Here is a 22,479-nt window from a genome sequence, read left to right as displayed (position 1 = left end):
GAATGAATAGTAGGAAACATCAATTTTAGGATTGTGAAGTCATGGAAAAAACACTGACACCCTCTAAACTTGCACTCATCAGTATGATCTTCGGACTCCTGCTTGTATCGGTACTCTTTGCCGGCTGCACGCAGAGCACGACGAGCACCCCGGTCACCACCGCTGCAACGACTGCACCGGTAACCGCGGTACCAACACCGGTGGCAAATGCGACAACCGCTGTCCCGACCACCGTTGTGCCGACCGCGACACCTGCCCCAACCTTTACCCCGACGGAGGGCAACCTTGTCGCTTTTACCGCCGCATCCTTATCCGGCGCATCGAGTACCATCGGCTCCTCCTTTACCAGTGCCTATCCCAACCACAAGGTTGTCTTTAACCTTGACGGGACCCAGGCCTTGAAGACACAGGTAGAAAACGGTGCATATGCCGATGTCTTTATCTCGGCAAGCAACTCCTACACAAAGACCCTCCAGGGCGAAGGCTACTTTGACAACACCACAGTAAAGACGCTGACGACAAACTACATTATTGTCATCCTCCCGGCATCCAACACGGCGAACATCAAGTCCCTCGCTGACCTTGCAAAACCCGGCGTGAAGATTGCCATGGAGGCTGCAACAGTTCCCGCCGGGACCGCAACCATGGCTGTCTTAAACAATAGTGCCAACTCCACGTACGGACAGGCATGGAAGAACTCAGTCATCAGCAATGTCGTGACCTACGAGACATCCGAGCCTGCCGTCGCCACCAAGGTCTCCCTTGGTGAAGTTGATGCAGGATTTGTGTACCAGTCTACGGCAACCGCAGCGGCAAAGGGCACCTACCAGTCTATCACCATCCCCAAAGCGGACAACTATCTCCAGACCTACACGATAGGGATCCTCAAGCAGAGCACTAACAAGGCCATTGCAGCCGATTTCGAGCAATTCATGCTCTCCTCTGCCGGCCAGCAGATCCTAGCGCAGTACGGATTTACCGCCCCATAAATCTTTAATTGTTCCAACTTTTTTTAATTCGAGCCGGGCCGGCCGGCAGCCCCGCCGGTAACAGAAGCACGGACACATGACACCAAAACGGTTCCGGCCAAAAAATTACCGGCGCACCCTTACCTATCTTGCCGCGGGCATCCTGATCGCCGCAGTCACGCTGTACCTTGCCCTGCCGATCCTCGCACTCATTATCCGGATGTCGCCGGACATGTTTTTTGACACCCTTCACAACCCCGAGGTGATAAGCGCACTCTGGCTGAGCCTGTTTACGACGGTCACCTCCCTTGCCGTGGTGATCCTTGTCGGGACACCGTTTGCCTATTACCACTCCCGGTACTCGTACCCGGGAAAGGTAATTGTCGATACCCTCATCGATCTCCCGCTTGTCCTTCCCCCGGCCGTTGCCGGGGTCGCACTCCTCGTGCTCTATGGCCGGGTCGGGCTTCTCGGCAGATACTTCAACATGCTCGGGATCTCACTTGCCTTTACCACGCTGGCGGTGATCATGGCGCAGATCTTTGTCGCATCCCCGTTCTATCTCCGCCAGGCAAAGTCGCTCTTTGAGCAGCTGGACCCGGCCTACGAGCAGACCGCACGGACGCTCGGTGCATCATCGCTGCGGACCATGACACTCGTCACCCTCCCCATGACAGCAGGCGGCCTTGTCTCGGGCGCGGTCATGACATTCGGGCGGGCGCTCGGAGAGTTTGGCGCGACGATCATGTTTGCCGGCAACCTGCCCGGGGTGACCCAGACCATGCCGCTCGCGGTGTACGTGGGTATGGAGAGCAACGTCACTGTCGGGCTCACGATCTCGATCTTGCTTGTGATCATCTCGTTTACAATTATGATCGCCGTGCGCCTGATCCAGAAGAGGGAGGTATACCATGCTTGAGGCAGTAATGGTAAAACGGCTCCGCGACTATACTCTTGATTTTACCATCAGTGTAAAGTCCGGAGAGATTATGTCTCTCATGGGTTTGAACGGGTCGGGTAAGTCGACGGCCCTCAATATTATCGCGGGCCTGCTTGAGGCTGACACCACGACAATTACCTTACACGGGGAGTGTCTCTGCAGGACCGAAGATGACCTCGATGTCCCGGTCGAAGACCGCCGGATCGGGTATGTCCTCCAGAACTCCGCGGTCTTTCCTCACATGACCGTGCGCGACAATGTCGCATTCGGCCTTCGCGCCCGGCGGCTCGGACGCCCTGTCGTGGCAGAACGCGCCGCGCTCTGGATGGACCATATGCACATTGGAGACCTTGCCGATGTCAGGGCGGGGAACCTTTCCGGCGGGCAGAAGCAGCGGGTCGCACTTGCCCGGGCCCTTGCGATCGAGCCCGGTCTCCTGATGCTGGACGAGCCGTTCACCGCACTTGACGCTGACAGCACGCAGACGGTAAAGGATCTCACGCGCCGTTTTGTCAAAAAGATGCAGATCCCCTGCATTGTGGTGACGCACCGGGTGGCCGACAGCACGGAGATCGGCGACCGGGCCTGCGTGCTCTGTAAGGGCAAAAAGGAGTGGGAAGGTATCCCGGGCGAGATGCCGGAAATCTGTTCAGTCTGCCGCTGCGCGTGAACGGGGAATGTCCCGGTTGCAGCCCGGCTTTTTTACCGGCTGATTCCTGACGGATCGCCCCTGGCCGACAAGGATCCAGCATCGTTGTGTCCGGGCCTTTTCCTTCCTGTGCCCGCGGGACACTAAAAGCCGGCAGGCTTAAGGCAGACCACTTCCCACCGGTAACAGGAACGCGAGGCCATTATCCGATCCCGGCCCGTCGCCGGGGAGAATCATAACGGGGGAACATCCATGAAAAAGAAAAAACAGCCGCAGAAGAAAGAATCGGACAGACGGCTCCTGGTTGTCCTTGCCGGCGCTGTAATCCTTGCCGCCATTTTTATTGCAGCCGTTGTGCTGACGACTCCTGCGGGATGAACGGATATATTCATTGTTCCTGCCAAGGCGCATTACTGTGTTCCAGGTATCTCTGATGAAGCCCCGGTTCAGGGACTGATGCGTGGTCCGGGGAACGGACAGTACCGGTTTTTAAGTTTGTGCGTTGATGAAACGCCCGGATTCTTCTGAACAAAGATTAGTGAGTAATTATTTTTTTGGACTCGCCAGGTAAAAAAAATCGCGTTATGGCATCCCTGCACCAACAATAACGCCCGAATGACGGTTCAATACGGATTCTGGCATCCGCACCATTTCATGTAATGAAACATCATATCTGGTACAATCCTTACAACGGATTCACACCCCATGACCGGGGAGTCCTGATGATATGATCCTCCACACCCTCACCCTGACTTTTGACAGAAGCCGTCCGATCCATGGCCCTGCGCCGGAACTGCGCACGTTTTTTGTGACGAAGTTTGCCGAATATGCCGAACTCCACCGGCAGGATGCTGACACCTTCATCCACCGGTACCCGGTCGTGCAGTGTAAAATGATCAGGGATGTTCCCACCGTTATCGGCATCAACGAAGGGGCCGTGTTCCTCAAACAGCTCGCCGATGAATCCCGGGAAATACAGCTGGGCCCGGGCACGTACCGGATTGCCGAACATGACATTTCTATGAGGGAGGAAGAGTTCGGGCTATCGGATACAATCCATTCGTATGAATTTGCCACGCCGTGGGTCGCGTTCACCCAGGAGAATTACAAGAGATTCTACCTGCTCACGGGAAAGCCTGCACGCGACGAATTCGTACAGAAAATATTAGTCGATACCATTCTCTCGCTTTCAAAATCACTGGGCTATGATGTTCCCGTACCGGTCTCCTGTGACACGAATCTTCATTTCCAGAAAGACCGGCTCAAAGGTGTCAGCGTCATGACCTTTACCGGGAAATTCCAGGTCAATTTCCAGATCCCGGATTATCTCGGGATCGGGAAGTCAGTCTCGCAGGGGTTCGGGGCGGTAAGAAGGATTTTCCGGGAGATTCGGAAGGGGTGAGGGAGAATTTTATCTGGAGCTCCATATTCGCATTTTGTCGTTCCTACCTCCACTATCCCGTCTCACTCTCTTTTCCCCAGGCAGAACGTGGCTAAACCTGCCTGTCCAATCTTCCCGGAAAAGCCATAAAACAACCAGATTACGACCGTAGCAACCAGATCCTGAAATCCTATGGCTGCATTCTCGTAAAATCTGCCTGTCGGAGCAGGAAAAATGGAGAATCGGGGGCTGAAATGAGGAGATTAGGGAGAGGTTGCTACCCTCCCGGTCCGGCAAGGCACCCCGCCCCTGTCGCTGGTACATCCCGGTATCATTTCAGATCGTCCCGGTCTTTTGCAGCCACAACCCCACGGCCACGTATAGCAGGACCGCCACACCGATGCAGCTGATAATCTCGCCAAAGAACAGGTAATTGCCGGAAAGGTATGCCTGCACCACCATAACGACCAGCTGGAAGATCCCGTAGGCAACCAGGATAATGGTGGCATAAAAGATCGCAAACGCAACGACTCCGACCAGGTTATCCATGGATGCACCTCATTCAAGGTACCCTGCCAGCAATTCGTCGTAGAGTCTCTTTACGTTCTCCGCTGTGTGTGACATCTTCGGGAACCCCTTGTAATGCCGTGACAGTTCGAGGTCGTCTGCGAGATCCAGGCGGTTCTGGTCCTGCGAATGATACCAGCCCTTCTGCTCGTAGTACCACGAGAGGTACTCCTGCTCAGTCTGCCCCGGGGTCGGGATTAAGAGCGCCCGGTCTTTCCCGAGCTCGGCGAGTTCCATCAACGTCGTGTATCCCGAACGGCAGATCACGCACCGCGCCCGGTTCATCAGTTCGGCCTTTTCTTCCGTGGAGACATAGGACACGCAGGTCCAGTCCCCGATCCGGGTGGTTGCCTTCGGGCTCTGCGGGCTGCCCAGCAGCACGACACCAGAGCCGCCGATGATTTCCAGTTTTTCAAGGATGATCTTCTCAAGGATTGTCCGCTGGGGTTCGGGCCCGGAAATGATAACGAGATAGTCGAGGTCCTGCGTGCACGCGATCTGCCGGGTGCCCGTGAGGATGCCCGAGAAGAACGCCCGGTCGCGCGCCACATCCGTATCGGGCCGGGAGAGTTTCCCGGCGAGGGAGAGCGGGCCCGGGGGATTGTCGGGCACGATGATGCGGTCGTACTGCTCGTGGAGGTACCGGTTGACCGGGATGGCAAGGAGCTCTGCCGGCCAGTAAAGGAGCGGCAGGTGGTAGTGGAGCTGGTGGGAGATAAAGATCGAAGACACTTCTGAAGAGAAGACACCCAGCCGGTTGTCGCTGATGACAAGGTCGTACCGATCTTTAGCGAGGATGGCTTCAAGGGTCTCGTGCTCACGTACCGTTGCCTGCAGCATGAAGGGTATCGCCGCACAGAACTTCGGGACGAACAGGTGCCCGGAACTGAAGGGGACAGGATAATCCGGGTACTCGATATACCGGGCATCCGGAAATTCCTGCCTGAGCACCGAAAGAGCATTGCCGCACGCAGCGATCGTCACTTCGTGGCCGTGTGCAAGCAGTGTCCGGATCACCGGGATGTCGCGCGTGGCGTGGCCAAGACCCCAGTTCAGCGGTGATACCAGCACGTGCGCCATCAGATACTTCCCTGAATTATCATTACACAAGGATAGTATATTGAGGTGACGTGTCGCCCTGCCGGAACAATTGCCAGAAGAATCGCACAAGGCAGACCTTGTGCCATTGGAACCGGTCAGAGATCAAGCATCCGCTCGTTTTCGCGAAGCCAGGCTTTGCGTATCTCATAATCCGGCATTGCAGACCGGACTTTTTCCCAGAACCGCGGCGAATGATCCGGCTGGCGCATGTGGACAAGTTCGTGAACGATCACATAATCGATCACTTCGGGCGGGGCAAGGACGAGGCGCCAGCAGAAGGAGAGCGTCCCTGACGTGCTGCATGAGGCCCAGCGCCGCCGTGTATCCGATATACGGATCTTTTTTGGCCGGAAATCAAGAATTGCGGAATATCCGGCAACCCGGGCCGGGAGAATCTTCTTTGCCTTCTGTGCGTACCAGTTCTGCAGGAGACTACGGATCTCCGGCAGCCGGTGCTCACCCACGTACAGTTTTTCACCAAGGGAGATCCCGGTATCGCTGCCGGATAATATTTCGAGCAGATAGGTTTTCCCTAAAAACAGGAATGGCTCCCCATTGACGAATTCTTTTTTTTGCGGGACCGGCCGGCTTCTTACTTCAGCCATCTTCTTTTCGATCCATGCCTGCTTTTCACGGATCAGGTGTGCGATAGAGGTGTCGGGAGCCCGGAGCGGAGCCCGGACGATCAGAACCGCATCTTTTGTAATCTCAAGCGAGATGGTCCGGCGGCGGGAGCGGATAATTTTTGCGGGCGAAAGAGAGTCCATGGCAAGGCACATTTCTGACTAAAAAGTATTGTGCGGTTTGTCCTGAAGTAGATCGTGTTTTTGGTGGATGTTACAGAATCACCAAAAGCAATAGAGCGCACAGGGACATGATGGCTATCTGCCCTTGCAGGCATAGTGTCAGGACTGACCCCCTTAAAGGTGCGAAAGGGGTCACCGGTCAATGAGGAACCGGTCAAATTCTTCATAGTACCGGTAGCCGAATGCACAGTTCCTGTTCCAGAGTATGCTCTCAAAGATCTGTCTGACCGATTCAGGGGAAGAGGTCGTGTTCTTTTTAATGAGCGCTAAAACTTTCTCTGCGCACGGGAGGATCGTTTCGCCAAAATGGGAGGTGAACTTAACGGTATATTCATCGGCTTTAATGGTACCGCAGGTCGATTCAAGTAACAGGCGTTTCTGGACATACAGGCAACTGTAATACAGGAGATTCCGGGGATCGTCCAGTTCAGGGAGGATCTTCTCCTTGTTCTCTATGAGTTTTGCCAGCCCTTTCATGGCAGAGGTGTAATTGTCAGCGGCCAGTGTTTTAAAATACTTTTTTATTCTCAATTCGACCATGGGCTCAAAAACAGTTCCCTGAATAACCTGGGCCAGGGGGTGAAGCCGGCGGTACGTTTCAGTGTCGGCATGGGAGTCAGCCATGACGTAAGGGTACCCCTCTTTCCAGATCAGCAGGTGTTCGATCTCATGGGCGACGATCTGTGCATCTTCCAGGGATTTGGGATATTTTTTCAGGGTGATTGTATCCATTACGGGTGAGGCATTCCCGTCGTTTTTAACATTTGAATTGATCATCCAGGTAATGGTTATTTTATCGATATCGTCTTTGTTTGCGGAATAAAATTCAGCAAAAGCCGGGTGTTTCTTGCCGAGGTTTGATACCATTATCCCGGCAGAGTACCCCTTTAATTTTGTCCCGGGCGCATTCCTGGATTTTGATTGGGATTTTTTCATGGATGGTTTTTAGTGAGAGATCACATAGAGGTTTCTGGTGGCGGGGGGGATTTTTCCCGCGTCATCCTGCCTGCCCGCGGTGCGGTATGCCGTAACTGGCCGGGCAGTGCCGGGATTCATCATTCACAGAACCATATGCAGTTTTTCCGGAATGATAAGGTTAATTTCTGCCGAAACCAAAGAGATTTCGCGATGCCAAGATCACCTCAAAATGAAAATCTACCCGGACACGAACCTCATTTCAGGTACAAACAGTGCCTCATCCTCAGGAACGACGTGAAGATGAGCTGCGGCAAGAAATGCGCTCAGGCAGCCCATGCGTCGATCGGGGCATTCGAGAGCGCGGACAAGACGCTGCGCAAGGCGTGGCAGACAGAAGGGCAGAAAAAAGTGGTGCTCAAGGCCGACAGCGAGCGGACCCTTTTCGAGATCAAGGTGCTTGCGGAACGGGCGGGAATTTCCACATCCCTGATACAGGACGCTGGCATGACCGAGATCCCCCCCGGCACCATAACCGCCCTCGGCCTTGGGCCGGCAAAATCCGAGGAACTCGACAGGATCACCGGGACGCTCTCGCTCTTATGAAAGAGAGTCCTTTTGCGCTCGAACGCGAGCTCGGGATGCAGTACTACGCGACCGGTACACCGGGGATTGGCGGAACGCTCCGTACGGTACCGGAAGATTTCCTGGTCGATGAGATCCCCCCTGCAGGAAAAGGCGAGACTTCCGGCCCGTACCTGATCTGCCGGCTCATGAAGACCAACTGGGAGCTCCAGCACGCGGTAAAGGAGATCGCCCGCCGGCTCAATATCAGCCACCGGCGGATCGGGTGGGCGGGGACAAAAGATAAGAACGCACGGACCACGCAGCTCATCTCGCTCTACAAGGTAACGCCGGATGAGATCGCCGCGGTCTCCTTAAAAGACATCATCCTTGAGCCGATCGGGCAGTCGAACGAACAGCTCTCGCTTGGCGATCTTGAGGGAAACCGGTTCGATATCTGTATCCGGGACGCTAACCCCGAGGACCTGGCCGGCCGGGTCGCCACCGTAACGGAGACCGCATCGCAGGCCCTGCCCAACTATTTCGGGCTCCAGCGTTTCGGTGTTATCCGCCCGCTGACGCACCGGATCGGGGAACTGATCCTGCACGGCGATTACGAGGATGCGGTGATGACCTACGTGGGTCTGGCATTCCCCCACGAGAACGAAGAGGTCCGGCGGGTCAGGACGGCGTTTATGGACACCCGGGACACGGCAGTCGCCCTCCGGGAGCTGCCGGTGCATATGTCCTTTGAGCGCTCGATGCTCTCGTATCTCCACATCCACCCGGGCGACTATGCCGGGGCGCTCCAGCAGCTGCCGCCAAAACTCCTTTCGATGTTTGTCTCCGCGTTCCAGTCCTACCTTTTCAACTGTGCCCTCTCGCACCGGCTTAGTGAGGGCCACACCCTCATGGATCCGGTCCCGGGAGACCGGCTGATCTTCACAAACGGCCGCACCGATGCGGTGACAGCGGCAAATATCCCTGCCGTTTCGCTCCACCTGGCCCGGGGCCGGTGCAATATCGCGCTTTTTATGCCAGGTAAAGACGAGATGGACGCGATCACCGGAAACGACGCTATCCGGGATATTCTTGCAGAGATGCAGATCACCGCAGATGATTTCCGGAAGGCCTCGACCTTTGTCAGGACAAAGTTTGACGGCGCGTGGCGCCCGATCGCCCTCAAAACATTGATCGATGCTTCCGTGCAGGAAACAAACGTGCACCTAAAGTTTATCCTTCCCCCGGGCCACTACGCGACAACGGTCTGCCGGGAATACATGAAGGCCGACCCGATCCGGATGGTGTGAGGCAGTTTTTTTGTTCTGTAAAAAAACCTGGTTTTTGCAAAAGATTAACCACATTTTGACGGAGGAGACTGTGCCTGTCCCCCGTTTTGTAAAATGTATAATGAGTGCCGCCGCCCCCGAAGGGACGCCCCGGCGGTGGATCGGTGACTGCTATCAATGTAAAAATCAATACGAAAAAAAACTTCCCTGCCCTGCCGTGCCCCGGAGGGGCACTGAAGCGTGGGACCCTCCAAAAAATGGTTCCTTTTTTCTATAGTTCGGGCGAAAATTACTTCCGTGAATCCGCGAGCTCTTTTGCGCCTTCTATCGCGTCGTTGAGGTTGCCCAGCTTGTCGACAAGGTTGATCTTCACCGCGTCTGCACCCCGGATCACCCGGCCATCAGCAATATCAGACCGTGCGATCATCCTCTGGGTCGTCACATCCGTGATAAATTCGTCAAAACTCTCGTTTACGATCTGCTGGGCATACTCCCGCTCATCGGTAGTCAGAGAGCGGGATGTCGACCCCATATCCTTTTTCTCCCCGGACTTTACAACCGAAACATTGTAGCCTTCATCCTTCATCCAGCCGCTGATATCCGTGAACGTCCAGATGACACCGACAGCACCGGTAAACGTATCAGGGTCGGCATAGATCCTGTCGCCATGGGCGCTTACGTAGTACGCGGCAGAGGTGGCCATGTCCCCCATGGAGATAACGACCGGCTTCTTGGCCTTCGCATACTCCATGTCACTGATGATCTCCTCTGCTGCAGCCGGTGTTCCGCCCGGGCTGTCGACCCGGAGCACGATCGCCTCGACCATCGGGTCATCGGCCGCATCCCGCAGCTGGTTGCCCACGTACTCGCTTCCCACACCAGTTGCATCAGAGAAATCGCCGGTGGAAAGTTGTCCTTCCATCCGGACAACTTTTACGCCGGGGTGCTCATTTCCCGCGATATAGAACGCTGCAATAAAGACCCCAATCACAAGGATAAGTCCGACAATGATGACCAGGAACCATTTCAGGCCGGCACTATGCGGTGCCGGGCCCGGCGAAGGAAACGCCGGGGATGTTTCAGGGATTTGTGCCATAAAGGTAAGCTCTTATGTGTACAGCACGTCAAACTCGGAGACGAGGTTGCTGCCGCACATGTAGTATTTCTTGAGATTTAACCGGATCATCTCGTCTTCGGAATTGATATGCATTCCGCCCACGAGGGACGGGGTATCCGATCCGCCGACAATAAACGGCAGGTGGATGAGCCGGATTTCATCGACCAGTTTGTCATGGAGCATGTGCCAGTTTAAGGTCGGGCCCCCTTCGATCATCAGTTTCTTTATCCCGAAATCGTCGTGCAGGATCTGCATGAGCAGGGGCAGCTCGACATGATTTTTCCCGGCCGTTACCACAGTCACTCCCTTTGCCCTGATTGCAGCGACACGGTCCTGTGGGGCCTGTTCGCATACTGCAATGAGGGATGGCGCATCGGACCCGAGCACGTTTGCGTCAAGCGGGATATCAGCCATGCTGCACGGGATGACCCGGAGCGGGCTTTTGCCGGGCACGAGCCGTACCGTTAAAAACGAATTATCGATCCGAATGGTGTTTGCACCGACCATGATCGCATCGTACGCGGCCCGGGTCTCGTGGAGCAGGATCTCGGTCTCATGCGCCATGTATTTCATCAGGATCTTGCTGGAAGCACCTTTTTTCAGGGTGAGCTTGCCGTCAGCAGTGATCTCGGACATCATTAAAACGTGCGGACGGGCCGGTGTTGCTGCCATTTGGGTTCAACTCTTTTATTTTTCATTTGACGCGCGATGTAAATAATATGATGATTGTCAACAGGTTATAATATTACACGTACGTGGATGATACCTGCGATCCGGTATTTTTCCGTAACTATTAATGGTTCGCGTATCCATCATGTGAGGTATGAATATTACCGCCCTCCGGCCAAGGTTCAAAAAGTACCTTGAACCGGTTGCTGGGGTCTTTGTCCGGTGCGGTATCACCCCGAACCAGTGTTCGTTTCTTGCCCTTGCTGCAGGGATTGTGGCTGCGGCACTCTTTGTGGAACGCCAGTTCCTGATTGGGAGCCTGTTTTTGCTGCTCTCGGCACTCTTCGACCTCGTTGACGGCAGCATTGCACGCCGGACCAACTCCCACACTAACTTCGGGGCGGTCTTTGACTGGATCGTGGACAAGTACGTGGATGCCCTTGTACTGCTCGGCGCCGGCCTCTCCGGGATCACCATCATGAGCGGGTTTTTGCCGGTCCCAAGAATTGCAGACTTTGCCATCATCGGACTTGCCATGACCGGTTCCTTAATGAACACGTTCATCAAGCCGGTCGTCTACGCGGAGATCGGGTACCGGGAAAAGGTGGAGGGCAAGATCGACGACCCGCTTGAAGGCGTCGGGTTCTTTGGCCGGCCCGAGACCTTCCTTGTGCTGATCCTCGGTGGAGTTACCGGGTTTATCTGGGTCTCGGTAATTATCATCGCGGTCTGCACGAACCTCTCGGCGATCCAGCGGATCCTGTACCTGTACAAAACGCTCTCTTAAAAAAGAGGGCCAGTCTTTCTTTGGTTTTTATGAAAGATATTTTCGCTCGGTAGAAATCCTCAAAATATTTCTCTTAACGCTTCTTTGGGGGCTACGGCATTTTTATGCCTTTTGCCCCCGCACGCTTGTGGCATCCCCATGGAGCGATAACCCCCGTGAAGGTAATACGACATCATCGCGAAAGCAAAAGGGGCGGTTCGGCGGGGACAGGCACTGTCCCCCCCGTCAATCTATGCGGGATCCTTTTGTGAAAAAACAAGGATTTCTACAGAGCCATTAAAAAAAATCAATATCTTTTATATCTGAATCTTAGTCGTACTGCCGCCACGTGTGGCCGCACTCGGTGCACCGGAAGAACCGCACTTCGCTCTCATCAGCCGCCCGGAGCTGGCGGAGCCACCAGATGGCGAGATTGTTCTCGCACTTGGGGCACTTGATCTGGATCGTGGGCATCGTTTTTATTTGATCGTCTTCATCGTCGACAATGGTGATCTCGTTTTCCGTGCGCTTCTTCTCGCGCGTCATATGTTCACCTGCTTCGATATTTCTGATATATCCGCACTTGCGGCACTTGAGCTGACCGCCAGACGAGATCAGCATGGTTTTACATTCAGGACAAAACATCGGATAACAGTATAGGTTATGATACAAGATTAAACTGATTATCAGGACATCCGACGTGCGTGCTCCTTTTACTTTATCCCATCAGGTGTGCATGGCTCCGTCATTATCCTGGCAGCAGGTGATGGCGGGAGAGAATCCTTTTTTTGATTAAGCGTAAATACATCTATGATGATCGAGTATCTCGTCCTGATATCCTGCATTGGATTTCTGGCATTTCTGATACCCGGTCGCCACCGGAAATACGCAGCGATCACTGGCTGGGTCTTTATCGTCCTTTTTCTCTTTGCCGGGCTGCCGGAATATTTTAGTGAGAACAATTTCCTCTACCCGGTCATGGCGGTACTGTCGGTGCCGTTCCTGTACATCACGACAAAATACCTGCTCGCTGATGATATACGGGTCCTGCACCTGTCACGGGCCGCGGCCGTGGCGTTCCTGATCTATGCGCCGTTTGAGTATCTGCCTGTGGCCGGGGACTGGCTTATTTCTATGGTCGTGGGTCAGGTCGTCTGGCTGCTCCAGCTCTTCAATTACCCCGTGAGCCTTGACGCGTGGAACATTATCGCACAGCACGGCTTCCGGGTCGAGATTATCCTTGCCTGTACCGGTATCCAGAGCATCGCGATTATGCTCGGGGTTGCCGCAGCAGTACCGACCACGCTCCGCCAGAAACTGTATGCGTTTCTTCTCGTCGCCCCAACCATCTACATCCTCAACCTGTTACGGAACGTCTTTGTGATCATGGCCTACACCAGCCAGTGGTTCCCCTTCTACCCCGATATTGCCGGGAATGGCGAGATCGGGTACGAGAGTTTCTTCTGGGCGCACAACGTGATCGCGGAGATGCTCGCCCTTGTTGTCCTGATCCTGATCGCGTACGGCCTCTTTACCCTCATCCCCCGGCTCGGGACGTTTGCCGACGAATTGTACCAGTTGTATTACGGGGAAATCATCAGGGGATTTCACCGGGGCAAAGGTAACGGGCCGGACAAGCCGGAACTGTCTTTGGAAACGGCGAACGGGCCTGAGCCGGCGCCGGCGGACATGCCGGACGAGCCGGGAAAACAGTAACGGCAGGGCCAGGTGCGCTCACGGGACGATCCCATTTTTTTGTTTCAGATGATCCCGCTCTTTTAAAAACGGAATTCGTGGAGAAAAAAAGACAGGCTCTGTTGACTCAGACATACCCCGATTGAGTTCACTATGGAACTATAAGAATTGATTAAAATGGCGACGGTACCCCGCCTCAGGGCCCCTCCGGGGCACGGCGGGGNNACTGATCCGCCGCGGGGGCGTCCCCTCGGCAGCGGCGGCACTCCCCGCTCGTGGGCGTAATTGAGGTATCCGTCCAGATCATAACGGCGCGGGAACGTACGGACAGGATCACAAAAAACAAAAAAAATCAAAAAAAGGTAACCTGGTCCTCTTACAGCAGTCCCGGTGCCTTGACCCGGAACTTCTGCCAGAGCACGCGGCCCATCACGCGGTAGGTATAATCGAGCTCGTCGAAACTGGGGATATCGTGCTCTTTTAACATCTCGCGGCCCACGTTCATCGAATCACCGCCGAGCAGTGTGGCGATGAGCCGGTTCTCGGTTTTTTCAGAGAATCGCAGGATCTGCCGCGCCAGCTGTTCTGAACTGAGAACGAGGTTTGGGAAGTCGACGATAAAGGCAATGTCCCAGAGATCCCCGTGTTTTATCAGCACATCAAATGTCTTCTCAAAACGCTTCTCGGTCGCATCGCCCAGGAGATCGATGGGGTTCCCCTTGTTCCAGAACTCTGGAAGGAACTCGTTGAGCTCATCAATAACGTCCTTTGGCAGATCGATGAGTTCGATCCCGTACCGCTCCGCATAGTCTGATGAGAGCACGGCAAACCCGCCGGCGTTTGTTATGATGACCGCACGCTTCCCCCTGGGGTAACGCTTCGGGTGGGCGAGCATCCGCGCCGCGAGGAACGCGCCGGTCAGCGTGTGTACCGCAATAATACCGGACTTGCGGAACGCTTCCATGTAGACCTCATACGAACCTGACAGCGAACCGGTGTGCGACGAAGCTGCAGCAGAACCCCTGCGGGATGAACCTGATTTGATCGCGATGACAGGCTTGGACTTTGCCACTTCGGACACAACCTTCATGAATGTCTCGCCGTCATTGATCTGCTCGATGTACATGATGATCGCTTTTGTCTTGGGATCCTTCTCCACGTACTGGAGGTAATCGAGGAAGTCGAGGTCGCACTGGTTGCCGACCGAGATAACGTTTGAGAAACCGATGTTCTGTGCAAGGCTCCAGTCCACGACAGTGTTGATGATCGCGCCGCTTTGCGAGAGGAAGGCGATGTTACCGGGCTTTGGCGACTGGTGGACGTAGGTGGTATCAATGCCCCTCGGGGGAACGATAATGCCAAGGCAGTTGGGCCCGATAATTCGCGTGTGGTGCCCCTTCGCGATTGCGACGACCCGGTCCTCAAGCGCCTTGCCCTCGGGTCCCATCTCCTTGAACCCGGCGGTGACGATGATGACCATCGGGACACCCTTTGCCCCGCACTCCTCAACTACGGACGGTACATGGATGGCAGGAACCGTGATAACCGCCATATCTACCGGGGCGGGAATGGCCGTGATTGTGGGGTATGCCTTGAGCCCCTGGATCTCCGAACGCTTGTTGTTCACCGGGTAGAGTTGTCCCGGGAAATGCAGGAGGTTATGCATGACGGCGTACCCCATCTTGGACGAGTCCTGCGAAGCGCCGATCACCGCGATTGAACGAGGGGTGAAATATTCTATTGGTACCGGGATGCGCTCTTTTTTCTCCACTACCTGCACGGTATCCGAAACAATCACGCGGGCATCCACCGCACAGGCACCGGATTCGTACAGCCGGAGCGGGTTGATATCAAACTCTACGATATGCTCATTCTCGTCGAAGAAGCGGCAGACATTCCCGATGATCCGTACAAGGGCCTCCTCATCGCGGGGCTTGGATCCCCGGTAACCGGCAATGAGCGGGTACGCGTTGATCTCGTGGATCATCTGCCGGATCTCCTCTTCGGTCACCGGCAGGATGCGCAGCGTTATGTCCTTCATGAGCTCGACCATCGTGCCACCCATACCAAAGGTGATCACTTTCCCAAAGGCCGGGTCGGTTCTCCCGCCGATGATCAGTTCCAGGCCGGGTTCTGCCTGCTGCTCGACCATGACCCCGTCGATCTCCGCCTCGGCATTGTAGGCCTTCGCATTGTCGATGATCCGGGTGAACGCACCAAGGGCCGCTTTTTTGCTACCGATACCGACCATCACACCGCCCGCGTCGCTCTTGTGGACGATCTGCGGGGAGATGATCTTCATGACCACCGGGCATCCCATCTTCTCGGCCGCGGTGGCTGCATCCTCGCCGTTTTTCACGATCCGGTACTCGGGGACCGGGATCTCATATTTCCGTAAAATGTCGTATCCTTCAGCTTCAGAGAGCATCTTCTGGGTCACAACGTTCACCTCTTTTCATGGGGTACGGAGATTTTGCATCGTTCTTTTCTCCCCAGACTGTTTCTGGCATGCAGGAAAGAATGGTCCATGAACAGGATGCAGGTGCATACCCGGATCGAATGATGTGATAAGAAATTTGGCGATACCTCATTTAAATGTACTGAATTATTAGCAATGCGCGATATAGGGAAAACGGACAGATATTTGAGCGATTTTGACAATTCTGACCGCAAAGATTAACTTTAATTCATCATTATTGATAATGTAGATTAGAGGTACGTTATGGACAAGAGCGCAGTTTCCGGGCAAGAACCAACGTATTACACACCGGACCCCTCCTACCGCGTGCACAGCTGGATGGGGGATTACACTTGGACCTACAACGAATTTGTCAAGGACCCGGACAAATTCTGGGACAACATCGCAAAGAAGCTCCACTGGTTCAGACCCTATGATAAGGTCAGCGAGTGGAACTACCCGTATGCGAAATGGTTCGTGAACGGCAAGACAAATATCACCTACAACTGTCTTGACCGGCACGTGCTGGGCACCCGGCGCAACAAGGTGGCGCTGATCTGGAAAGGTGAGCACCAAAACGAGGAGCGGGTCTTTACCTACCGGCAATTATACCGGGATGTGCAGCGGTTTTCTAACGGCCTAAAAAAACTCGGCGTGGTAAAAGGCGACCGGGTCTGCATCTACATGCCGGTCATTCCTGAACAGATTATCGCCATGCTCGCCTGCACCCGGATCGGTGCTATCCATTCCGTGGTATTCGGGGGATATGGCGCGGCGGCCCTCAACCAGCGGATCGTAGGCGCAGGCGCGAAGATTGTGATCACGGCGGATATGGCGATCCGGCGGGGCAAGGCGATCCCGCTCAAGCAGATCATTGAAGAAGCCATTATCAACGCTCCTACGGTCGAGCACCTGATCATCCTGCGCCGGGAACAGCGCACCCCGGTCGAGATCCACAGCGAGATGGAGATCGATTTCTACGATCTGATGGCGGATGTGGATGCCGACTGCCCGGCGGAGATCATGGATTCGGAAGACCCGCTCTTTATCCTGTACACGAGCGGGACGACCGGCGCTCCCAAAGGAATTGTCCATACCTGCGGGGGGTACATGGTTGGGGCCTATTACACGACCAAGTATATCTTCGACATCAAGGAACACGAGGTCTACTGGTGCACCGCAGACCCGGGCTGGATTACCGGCCATTCCTACGTGGTCTACGGGCCGCTCTCGGTCGGCGCCACCGTTCTTATCACCGAGAGCACGCCCGATTACCCGGACCCGGGGATCTGGTGGAAGATCATTGAGGAGTACGGCGTCAACATCCTGTATACTGCCCCGACCGCAATCCGGATGTTCATGAAACTTGGGCGGGAATGGCCCGACAAGTATAACCTCAGCTCCCTGCGCGTGCTGGGGTCGGTCGGCGAGCCGCTCAACCCGGAGGCATTCGAATGGTTCTACCATGTGATCGGGAAGGACCGGTGCCCTATCGTGGATACCTGGTGGCAGACCGAAACCGGGATGCACATGGTGACCACGGTGCTGGGTGAACCCATGCGACCGGGGTACGCGGGCAAGTCCATCCCCGGGGTCGTGGCAGATGTGGTGGACAAGGATGGGAAAACGGTCGAGCCGGGAAAGAGGGGCTTTTTAGTGATCCGGCAGCCGTGGCCCTCGATGATGCGGACGGTCTACAACAACGACGAACGGTACCGCAAGTACTGGGAGACAATTCCGGGATGCTACCAGGTAGGCGACCTTGCGATAAAGGGTGAGGACGGCAACATTATGGTAATCGGGAGATCCGACGACCTCATCATCGTCTCCGGCCACAACATCGGTACGGCAGAGGTCGAGAGTGCACTGGTCTCCCACAAGGCAGTCGCGGAAGCGGCTGTGATCGGGAAACCCGATCCTCTCAAGGGGAACACGATCAAGGCCTTTGTCACGCTCCGGGTCGGCCATACCCCGAGTGAGAAACTGAAAAAAGAACTGATCTACCACGTTCGGATCACGCTTGGTCCCATTGCAATGCCATCAGAGATCGAATTCACGGACTCGCTCCCCAAAACCCGGAGCGGCAAGATTGTCCGGCGCATCCTCAAGGCAAAAGAGATAGGCATGGACCCGGGCGATATCTCCACGCTCGACGATTGATGCAGCGGACCACGGGCACATCATTTTTTTAATTTTTTTTAGAGCCGGCACCGCGACCTGACGCTGGTGCCGATCCTCCGGAACAGGTACGTTTCACAGGGGAACTCACAGGGTCCGCTTTTAAAAAACAGGTCCGGCCGGCGTCCCTGCCCCCGTATCAGCCCCGTGGGTTACCCGATGCCTTTTTATATCGTGCTTGCCTTTCTTTATATGCTTTATATAAGGGGCCCGACTAAGAGTGATATCCCCGACCGAGAAAAGACATCGTTAACGAAAAGGAGATAGATGCCATGAAGGTCAAACCAGAGAATTCCCTTAAGATAGAAAACATTGTCGCTTCCGCAAAAGTGAGCGATTACCTCGACCTGCCGGAACTTGCATCCAAGATCAAGGATGCGGAATATAACAAGAAACGGTTCCCCGGCGTTGTGCTGCGCATGCAGAATCCCAAGATTGCCGCGCTTGTCTTTGGTTCGGGAAAGGTGGTTCTGACCGGAGCAAAGAGTCTCGACAGCCTTTCAAAGGGGCTCACGATCCTCGGCAACCTGCTCCGCAGTTTCAACATCGATATTCCCAAAAAACTTACCTATAAGGTCCAGAACATCGTTACCTCTGCCGATCTTGCGACCCCGATCAACTTAAACAAGATCGCGGTCGGGTTTAACCTTGACCGGATCGAGTACGAGCCAGAACAGTTCCCGGGTCTGGTCTACCGTCTCGATGACCCCAAGGTAGTCGTACTTCTCTTCGGCTCGGGAAAACTGATCATCACTGGCGGCAAGGTAACTGATGACGCAAAGAGAGCCGTGGTGAAGATCCTCGCGGATCTCCGCAGCCTTGGCCTGATGTAATACTTTTTTAAATAATACACCATGCCGGGTGTGTATTTTTGATGAGAATTTTAGAAGAAAATCCCTGTTTGGCGCGGGGATACGTGTCCACCCCGTAAGCGAACAAAGTACGGGCGGCGGGTTCCGGGAACCAGCGTGACGGCGGGGATTTGGAGAAAACACCACCAGGCCGATGCAGTCCCGGCCGCAAGGCATAGGTTAAAGAGCCATAAGAAGTTAATGCACTTTTCAATGGATACCGATGATGTCCAGCTGAAAAAACAACAGCTGCCCGAAGAGATCGAACGGCTGAAAAAAGAACTCGATGAAAAAACACTTCTTGCAGAGGAGCGGCTCAACCGGCTGAAATACCTCCAGGCAGACTTTGATAATTATCGCAAATGGTCTGAGAAAGAAAAAGGAGCGGTAATAGCGCTCGCAAACGAGAACCTGATCAAAGACCTCCTCGTAATTCTCGATGATTTCGAACGGGCGCTGCCATCTCTCGAACAGGAAAAAAACAAGGAGGGGATTTTGATGATCCGGAAAAAAATTTTAAAAATCCTGGCCGACTATGGACTTCACCCCATAGACTGCGTGGGAAAAAAATTCGATCCGAATTTTCATGACGTACTGTGCAGGGAGCAATGCGACAAGGAACCTGATACGATCTTAAGCGAGATCGGAAAGGGCTATCAGCTGAAATCAAAGGTTATCCGACCATCGAAAGTAGTGATTGCAGAAAACGCTGGAGAACATGAAGGTGAAAACCATGGCTAAAGAGAAGATTATCGGAATCGATCTCGGGACTTCGAACAGTGAGGGAGCAGTGATGCTCGGGGGAAAAGCGACCATTATCCCGTCTGCTGAAGGGGCAACCGTTGCCGGGAAGATGTTTCCCTCGTATGTTGCGTTCACCCCGGACGGTCAGCTCCTCGTGGGGGAACCGGCGCGGCGGCAGGCCGTCAGCAATCCTGAAGGTACGGTCACGGCAGTAAAACGAAAGATGGGATCGGATCACGTGTACAAAATTTATGGCAAGCAATACACGCCCCAGCAGATCTCTGCATTCATCTTACAGAAGATAAAAAGGGATGCAGAAGCATTCCTGGGAGAACCGGTGACCAAAGCCGTGATCACCGTGCCCGCTTACTTCAACGACAACCAGAGAACGGCAACAAAGGATGCAGGTAAAATTGCAGGGCTGGATGTTGTCAGGCTGGTCAATGAGCCCACGGCAGCATCGATGGCCTATGGTCTTGACCGCAGCGGTGAGTACAAGATCCTTGTCTTTGACCTTGGCGGAGGCACGCTCGATGTGACCATCATGGAATTCGGCGGCGGGACGTTCACGGTCCTTGCCACCTCAGGCGATACCCAGCTCGGTGGCACGGACATGGATACTGCAATTTTTGAATGGATTGCTGACGAATTCAAAAAACTCGAGGGGATCGATCTCCGGAGTGACAAGATGGCCGTCAACCGGGTGAAGGAGGCAGCGGAAAAAGCGAAGATCGAACTTTCCACCGTTCTGGAAACCGAGATCAACCTCCCCTATGTTTCCGCAACCCAGTCAGGCCCGAAACATCTCTCCATGAAACTCTCCCGGGCAAAACTCGAACAGCTGATCGAACCAATTATCCGTCGCTGCATCCAGCCGTGTGAACAAGCCCTGAAGGATGCAAAACTGAAAAAGGATGATATCCAGAAAGTGATCCTTGTCGGGGGGCCGACACGGATGCCCGTGATCCAGAAGTTCATCGAGGACCATGTCGGAAGGAAGGCGGAGCACGGAATCGACCCGATGGAATGTGTCGCCATCGGAGCGGCGATCCAGGGTGCAATATTGGGTGGCGAGATCAAGGATATGGTGCTCCTTGATGTGACACCGCTCACGCTTGGTCTCGAGACGCTCGGCGGCGTGAGGACCCCGTTGATCGAGAGGAACACTACGATCCCGATAAAAAAGAGCCAGATCTTTTCCACCGCAGCGGATACCCAGACCTCCGTTACCATCCATGTGCTCCAGGGTGAACGCCCCATGGCAGCAGACGATGTGAGTCTCGGGCAGTTCAACCTCGTCGGCATTCCCCCGGCACCCCGGGGTATCCCCCAGATCGAAGTCTCATTCGATATCGATGCATCGGGAATCCTGAATGTATCAGCAAAAGATCTCGGCACCGGTAAAGAGCAGAAGATGACCATCACAGCCTCGACCAAACTGGGAGAAACCGATGTAAAAAAGATGGTCAGTGAGGCAAAACAATTCGAAGAAGAAGATAAACGACGAAAAGAGGAGGTCGAGATCCGCAATACGGCGGACTCCCTGGTTTATACGGCGGAAAAGACGAAGTCCGATCTTGCCGGAAAAATAAGTACGGATCTCGTTGAAAAGGTAAATATGGCCATCGTTGCGGTAAAGGCAGCACTGGAAGGAAAAGATACCGCAACGATCAAGGCCGAAATGGAAAAACTCCAGAAAGTGCTCGGAGAGGCCGGGTCTGCTGTTTACGAAGAAGCTGCCAGGCAGCAGGCGCAGGCTCAGCAGCAGGCAGGTCCTGCGGGAAATAAACCACCAAGGGGGGAGACGACCGGCCCGGGCGGCGAAAAGGTTGTCGATGCGGATTTCAAGGTAAAGGATGAGAAATAATTTTTTTTAAAAAATTATGGCAGAGAAAGACTATTACGAGGTCCTCGGCGTAAAAAAAGATGCGTCACAGGATGACATCAAGAAGGCATTCCGGCAGCTCGCGCGGAAGTATCATCCGGATCTCAACAAGGGGAGCAAGGAGGCCGAGGAGAAATTCAAGGAGATCAACGAGGCCTACCAGGTACTCTCCGATCCCCAGAAAAAAGCACAGTACGACCAGGTCGGCCACGCAGAATTCCGGCCCGGTGACTATGCAGGCTATAAACCGCCAAGTTACGATGACCTTTTCCGGGACTTTGGCCTTGGGGATATCTTCGATGCATATTCCGGTGGTTCCGCCCGTACCCGGCAACGCAGCGGTGCAGACCTCAGGTACGAGATCGAGATCTCCCTCGCCGATGCATTTCACGGCACGAAAAATACGGTCGGTGTACCGCATCATTATACCTGCGGGACCTGTCATGGAACAGGAGGAGAACCTGGTTCCATGCGGATCTGCCCGACATGCCAGGGGAGCGGTGAGGTCCGGAACATCCAGAAAAACGGCAACCGCCAGATAATGAATATCGCGGTCTGTCCGGCCTGCCGGGGAGAGGGACGGATCATCGACAAGCCCTGCCCGGTCTGCAAAGGAAAAGGGTCAGTGCAGAAGACGCGGAAGATCGAGGTCTCGGTTCCCCGCGGAGTGGAAGACGGGCAGTTCCTGAGGATTCCGGGAGAGGGGGAACCCGGCGAGAACAACGGGCCCCCCGGTGACCTGTATGCGGTCATCCATATCAAGCCGGATCGCACGTTCGACCGCAAAGGTGCAGATCTCTACAGCTCCGTGGTCATCAGGCTTGGCACCGCACTTCTTGGCGGGGAGGTAGAGGTGCCCACGATTACGGGTAAAGCGCACCTGAAAATCCCCGCCGGAACCCAGAGCCATACCCTGTTCCGGCTCAGGGAGCAGGG

The 22,479-nt window shown here is 54.7% G+C and carries 22 protein-coding genes; 14 read left to right on the top strand and 8 right to left on the bottom strand.

Translation table 11 applies throughout. From position 1 onward, the window contains the following. Positions 1 to 41: 41 nt before the first annotated feature. The 5 genes from modA to QZN75_RS09185 all read left to right on the top strand — a co-directional run bounded on the left by modA (position 42) and on the right by QZN75_RS09185 (position 3,959). A complete protein-coding gene (gene modA / locus QZN75_RS09205; RefSeq protein ID WP_292427746.1) occupies positions 42 to 989 on the top strand; it encodes a molybdate ABC transporter substrate-binding protein in 948 nt (315 codons plus the stop codon). Positions 990 to 1,065: 76 nt separating this feature from the next. Then, positions 1,066 to 1,887 carry an ABC transporter permease gene (locus QZN75_RS09200; protein ID WP_292427743.1) on the top strand — a complete coding sequence of 274 codons (822 nt, stop codon included), beginning with the start codon at positions 1,066 to 1,068 and terminating at the stop codon, positions 1,885 to 1,887. After that, positions 1,880 to 2,578: a sulfate/molybdate ABC transporter ATP-binding protein gene (locus QZN75_RS09195; RefSeq protein WP_292427740.1), complete on the top strand. Its 699-nt coding sequence runs from the start codon at positions 1,880 to 1,882 to the stop codon at positions 2,576 to 2,578. The genes QZN75_RS09200 and QZN75_RS09195 overlap by 8 nt, the downstream gene beginning before the upstream one ends. Positions 2,579 to 2,809: 231 nt before the next feature. Further along, complete coding sequence (locus tag QZN75_RS09190; protein WP_292427737.1) at positions 2,810 to 2,935, top strand: hypothetical protein; 126 nt, start codon at positions 2,810 to 2,812, stop codon at positions 2,933 to 2,935. A gap of 349 nt (positions 2,936 to 3,284) precedes the next feature. Then, on the top strand, positions 3,285 to 3,959 hold the full coding sequence (locus QZN75_RS09185; RefSeq protein WP_292427734.1) for a CRISPR-associated endonuclease Cas6: 675 nt from the start codon (positions 3,285 to 3,287) through the stop codon (positions 3,957 to 3,959). A gap of 315 nt (positions 3,960 to 4,274) precedes the next feature. On the opposite strand, the gene QZN75_RS09180 is transcribed toward QZN75_RS09185, so the two are convergent. The 4 genes from QZN75_RS09180 to QZN75_RS09165 form a co-directional block, all read right to left on the bottom strand. After that, positions 4,275 to 4,487 (bottom strand): hypothetical protein, encoded by a 213-nt coding sequence (locus tag QZN75_RS09180; protein ID WP_292427731.1) that lies wholly within the window; start codon positions 4,485 to 4,487, stop codon positions 4,275 to 4,277. A 9-nt stretch (positions 4,488 to 4,496) separates the two neighbouring features. Beyond that, positions 4,497 to 5,585 carry a glycosyltransferase gene (locus QZN75_RS09175; RefSeq protein ID WP_292427728.1) on the bottom strand — a complete coding sequence of 363 codons (1,089 nt, stop codon included), beginning with the start codon at positions 5,583 to 5,585 and terminating at the stop codon, positions 4,497 to 4,499. Between the two features lie 116 nt (positions 5,586 to 5,701). Beyond that, on the bottom strand, positions 5,702 to 6,373 hold the full coding sequence (locus QZN75_RS09170; RefSeq protein WP_292427725.1) for a M48 family metallopeptidase: 672 nt from the start codon (positions 6,371 to 6,373) through the stop codon (positions 5,702 to 5,704). 171 nt (positions 6,374 to 6,544) lie between these two features. Then, on the bottom strand, positions 6,545 to 7,144 hold the full coding sequence (locus tag QZN75_RS09165) for a hypothetical protein (RefSeq protein WP_292427723.1): 600 nt from the start codon (positions 7,142 to 7,144) through the stop codon (positions 6,545 to 6,547). 396 nt (positions 7,145 to 7,540) lie between these two features. Between QZN75_RS09165 and pth2 the strand changes: the two genes are divergently transcribed. Both pth2 and truD read left to right on the top strand, forming a co-directional pair. Then, the gene (pth2, locus tag QZN75_RS09160; protein ID WP_292427720.1) at positions 7,541 to 7,933 is read left to right on the top strand and encodes a peptidyl-tRNA hydrolase Pth2; all 393 of its coding nucleotides are present in this window, start codon (positions 7,541 to 7,543) and stop codon (positions 7,931 to 7,933) included. After that, positions 7,930 to 9,201, top strand: coding sequence for a tRNA pseudouridine(13) synthase TruD (gene truD / locus QZN75_RS09155; protein WP_292427717.1), 1,272 nt, complete (start codon positions 7,930 to 7,932; stop codon positions 9,199 to 9,201). Before pth2 ends, truD begins: the two co-directional genes overlap by 4 nt. Positions 9,202 to 9,469: 268 nt before the next feature. Here the strand turns inward: truD and sppA are convergent, their stop codons facing one another. Beyond that, positions 9,470 to 10,276, bottom strand: coding sequence for a signal peptide peptidase SppA (gene sppA, locus QZN75_RS09150; RefSeq protein WP_292427714.1), 807 nt, complete (start codon positions 10,274 to 10,276; stop codon positions 9,470 to 9,472). A 12-nt stretch (positions 10,277 to 10,288) separates the two neighbouring features. After that, positions 10,289 to 10,969 (bottom strand): dihydrofolate reductase family protein, encoded by a 681-nt coding sequence (locus QZN75_RS09145; protein ID WP_292427712.1) that lies wholly within the window; start codon positions 10,967 to 10,969, stop codon positions 10,289 to 10,291. 151 nt (positions 10,970 to 11,120) lie between these two features. Between QZN75_RS09145 and QZN75_RS09140 the strand changes: the two genes are divergently transcribed. Beyond that, positions 11,121 to 11,753 (top strand): CDP-alcohol phosphatidyltransferase family protein, encoded by a 633-nt coding sequence (locus QZN75_RS09140; protein WP_292427709.1) that lies wholly within the window; start codon positions 11,121 to 11,123, stop codon positions 11,751 to 11,753. A 309-nt stretch (positions 11,754 to 12,062) separates the two neighbouring features. On the opposite strand, the gene QZN75_RS09135 is transcribed toward QZN75_RS09140, so the two are convergent. Then, a complete protein-coding gene (locus tag QZN75_RS09135) occupies positions 12,063 to 12,377 on the bottom strand; it encodes a transcription factor S (RefSeq protein ID WP_292427706.1) in 315 nt (104 codons plus the stop codon). A 168-nt stretch (positions 12,378 to 12,545) separates the two neighbouring features. Between QZN75_RS09135 and artA the strand changes: the two genes are divergently transcribed. Further along, positions 12,546 to 13,448, top strand: coding sequence for an archaeosortase A (gene artA / locus QZN75_RS09130; RefSeq protein WP_292427749.1), 903 nt, complete (start codon positions 12,546 to 12,548; stop codon positions 13,446 to 13,448). A gap of 355 nt (positions 13,449 to 13,803) precedes the next feature. Here the strand turns inward: artA and QZN75_RS09125 are convergent, their stop codons facing one another. Continuing rightward, positions 13,804 to 15,867 carry an acetate--CoA ligase family protein gene (locus tag QZN75_RS09125; protein WP_292427703.1) on the bottom strand — a complete coding sequence of 688 codons (2,064 nt, stop codon included), beginning with the start codon at positions 15,865 to 15,867 and terminating at the stop codon, positions 13,804 to 13,806. 282 nt (positions 15,868 to 16,149) lie between these two features. Between QZN75_RS09125 and acs the strand changes: the two genes are divergently transcribed. From acs to dnaJ, 5 genes are all read left to right on the top strand, one after another. Continuing rightward, entirely contained in the window at positions 16,150 to 18,045 is a 1,896-nt protein-coding gene (gene acs / locus QZN75_RS09120) for an acetate--CoA ligase (protein WP_292427701.1), read from the top strand. Between the two features lie 290 nt (positions 18,046 to 18,335). Continuing rightward, entirely contained in the window at positions 18,336 to 18,896 is a 561-nt protein-coding gene (locus QZN75_RS09115; RefSeq protein WP_292427698.1) for a TATA-box-binding protein, read from the top strand. 231 nt (positions 18,897 to 19,127) lie between these two features. Continuing rightward, a complete protein-coding gene (locus QZN75_RS09110; protein ID WP_292427696.1) occupies positions 19,128 to 19,655 on the top strand; it encodes a nucleotide exchange factor GrpE in 528 nt (175 codons plus the stop codon). Continuing rightward, positions 19,648 to 21,525 carry a molecular chaperone DnaK gene (dnaK, locus tag QZN75_RS09105; protein ID WP_292427693.1) on the top strand — a complete coding sequence of 626 codons (1,878 nt, stop codon included), beginning with the start codon at positions 19,648 to 19,650 and terminating at the stop codon, positions 21,523 to 21,525. The genes QZN75_RS09110 and dnaK overlap by 8 nt, the downstream gene beginning before the upstream one ends. A gap of 16 nt (positions 21,526 to 21,541) precedes the next feature. Next, positions 21,542 to 22,479 (top strand): molecular chaperone DnaJ (gene dnaJ / locus QZN75_RS09100; RefSeq protein WP_292427690.1); only part of this gene is annotated, 938 nt, incomplete at its 3' end.

Origin of the sequence: Methanoregula sp., from assembly GCF_003170075.1 — an archaeon.
Classification (GTDB): Archaea; Halobacteriota; Methanomicrobia; order Methanomicrobiales; family Methanospirillaceae; genus Methanoregula.
This window is presented reverse-complemented; position numbering and strand designations above follow the sequence as displayed.

Coding starts and splice junctions, on each gene's coding strand:
- modA (WP_292427746.1), top strand. CDS start 42: ATGGAAAAAACACTGACACCCTCTAAACTTGCACTCATCAGTATGATC.
- QZN75_RS09200 (WP_292427743.1), top strand. CDS start 1,066: ATGACACCAAAACGGTTCCGGCCAAAAAATTACCGGCGCACCCTTACC.
- QZN75_RS09195 (WP_292427740.1), top strand. CDS start 1,880: ATGCTTGAGGCAGTAATGGTAAAACGGCTCCGCGACTATACTCTTGAT.
- QZN75_RS09190 (WP_292427737.1), top strand. CDS start 2,810: ATGAAAAAGAAAAAACAGCCGCAGAAGAAAGAATCGGACAGACGGCTC.
- QZN75_RS09185 (WP_292427734.1), top strand. CDS start 3,285: ATGATCCTCCACACCCTCACCCTGACTTTTGACAGAAGCCGTCCGATC.
- QZN75_RS09180 (WP_292427731.1), bottom strand. CDS start 4,487: ATGGATAACCTGGTCGGAGTCGTTGCGTTTGCGATCTTTTATGCCACC.
- QZN75_RS09175 (WP_292427728.1), bottom strand. CDS start 5,585: ATGGCGCACGTGCTGGTATCACCGCTGAACTGGGGTCTTGGCCACGCC.
- QZN75_RS09170 (WP_292427725.1), bottom strand. CDS start 6,373: ATGGACTCTCTTTCGCCCGCAAAAATTATCCGCTCCCGCCGCCGGACC.
- QZN75_RS09165 (WP_292427723.1), bottom strand. CDS start 7,144: ATGGATACAATCACCCTGAAAAAATATCCCAAATCCCTGGAAGATGCA.
- pth2 (WP_292427720.1), top strand. CDS start 7,541: ATGCCAAGATCACCTCAAAATGAAAATCTACCCGGACACGAACCTCAT.
- truD (WP_292427717.1), top strand. CDS start 7,930: ATGAAAGAGAGTCCTTTTGCGCTCGAACGCGAGCTCGGGATGCAGTAC.
- sppA (WP_292427714.1), bottom strand. CDS start 10,276: ATGGCACAAATCCCTGAAACATCCCCGGCGTTTCCTTCGCCGGGCCCG.
- QZN75_RS09145 (WP_292427712.1), bottom strand. CDS start 10,969: ATGGCAGCAACACCGGCCCGTCCGCACGTTTTAATGATGTCCGAGATC.
- QZN75_RS09140 (WP_292427709.1), top strand. CDS start 11,121: ATGAATATTACCGCCCTCCGGCCAAGGTTCAAAAAGTACCTTGAACCG.
- QZN75_RS09135 (WP_292427706.1), bottom strand. CDS start 12,377: ATGTTTTGTCCTGAATGTAAAACCATGCTGATCTCGTCTGGCGGTCAG.
- artA (WP_292427749.1), top strand. CDS start 12,546: ATGATCGAGTATCTCGTCCTGATATCCTGCATTGGATTTCTGGCATTT.
- acs (WP_292427701.1), top strand. CDS start 16,150: ATGGACAAGAGCGCAGTTTCCGGGCAAGAACCAACGTATTACACACCG.
- QZN75_RS09115 (WP_292427698.1), top strand. CDS start 18,336: ATGAAGGTCAAACCAGAGAATTCCCTTAAGATAGAAAACATTGTCGCT.
- QZN75_RS09110 (WP_292427696.1), top strand. CDS start 19,128: ATGGATACCGATGATGTCCAGCTGAAAAAACAACAGCTGCCCGAAGAG.
- dnaK (WP_292427693.1), top strand. CDS start 19,648: ATGGCTAAAGAGAAGATTATCGGAATCGATCTCGGGACTTCGAACAGT.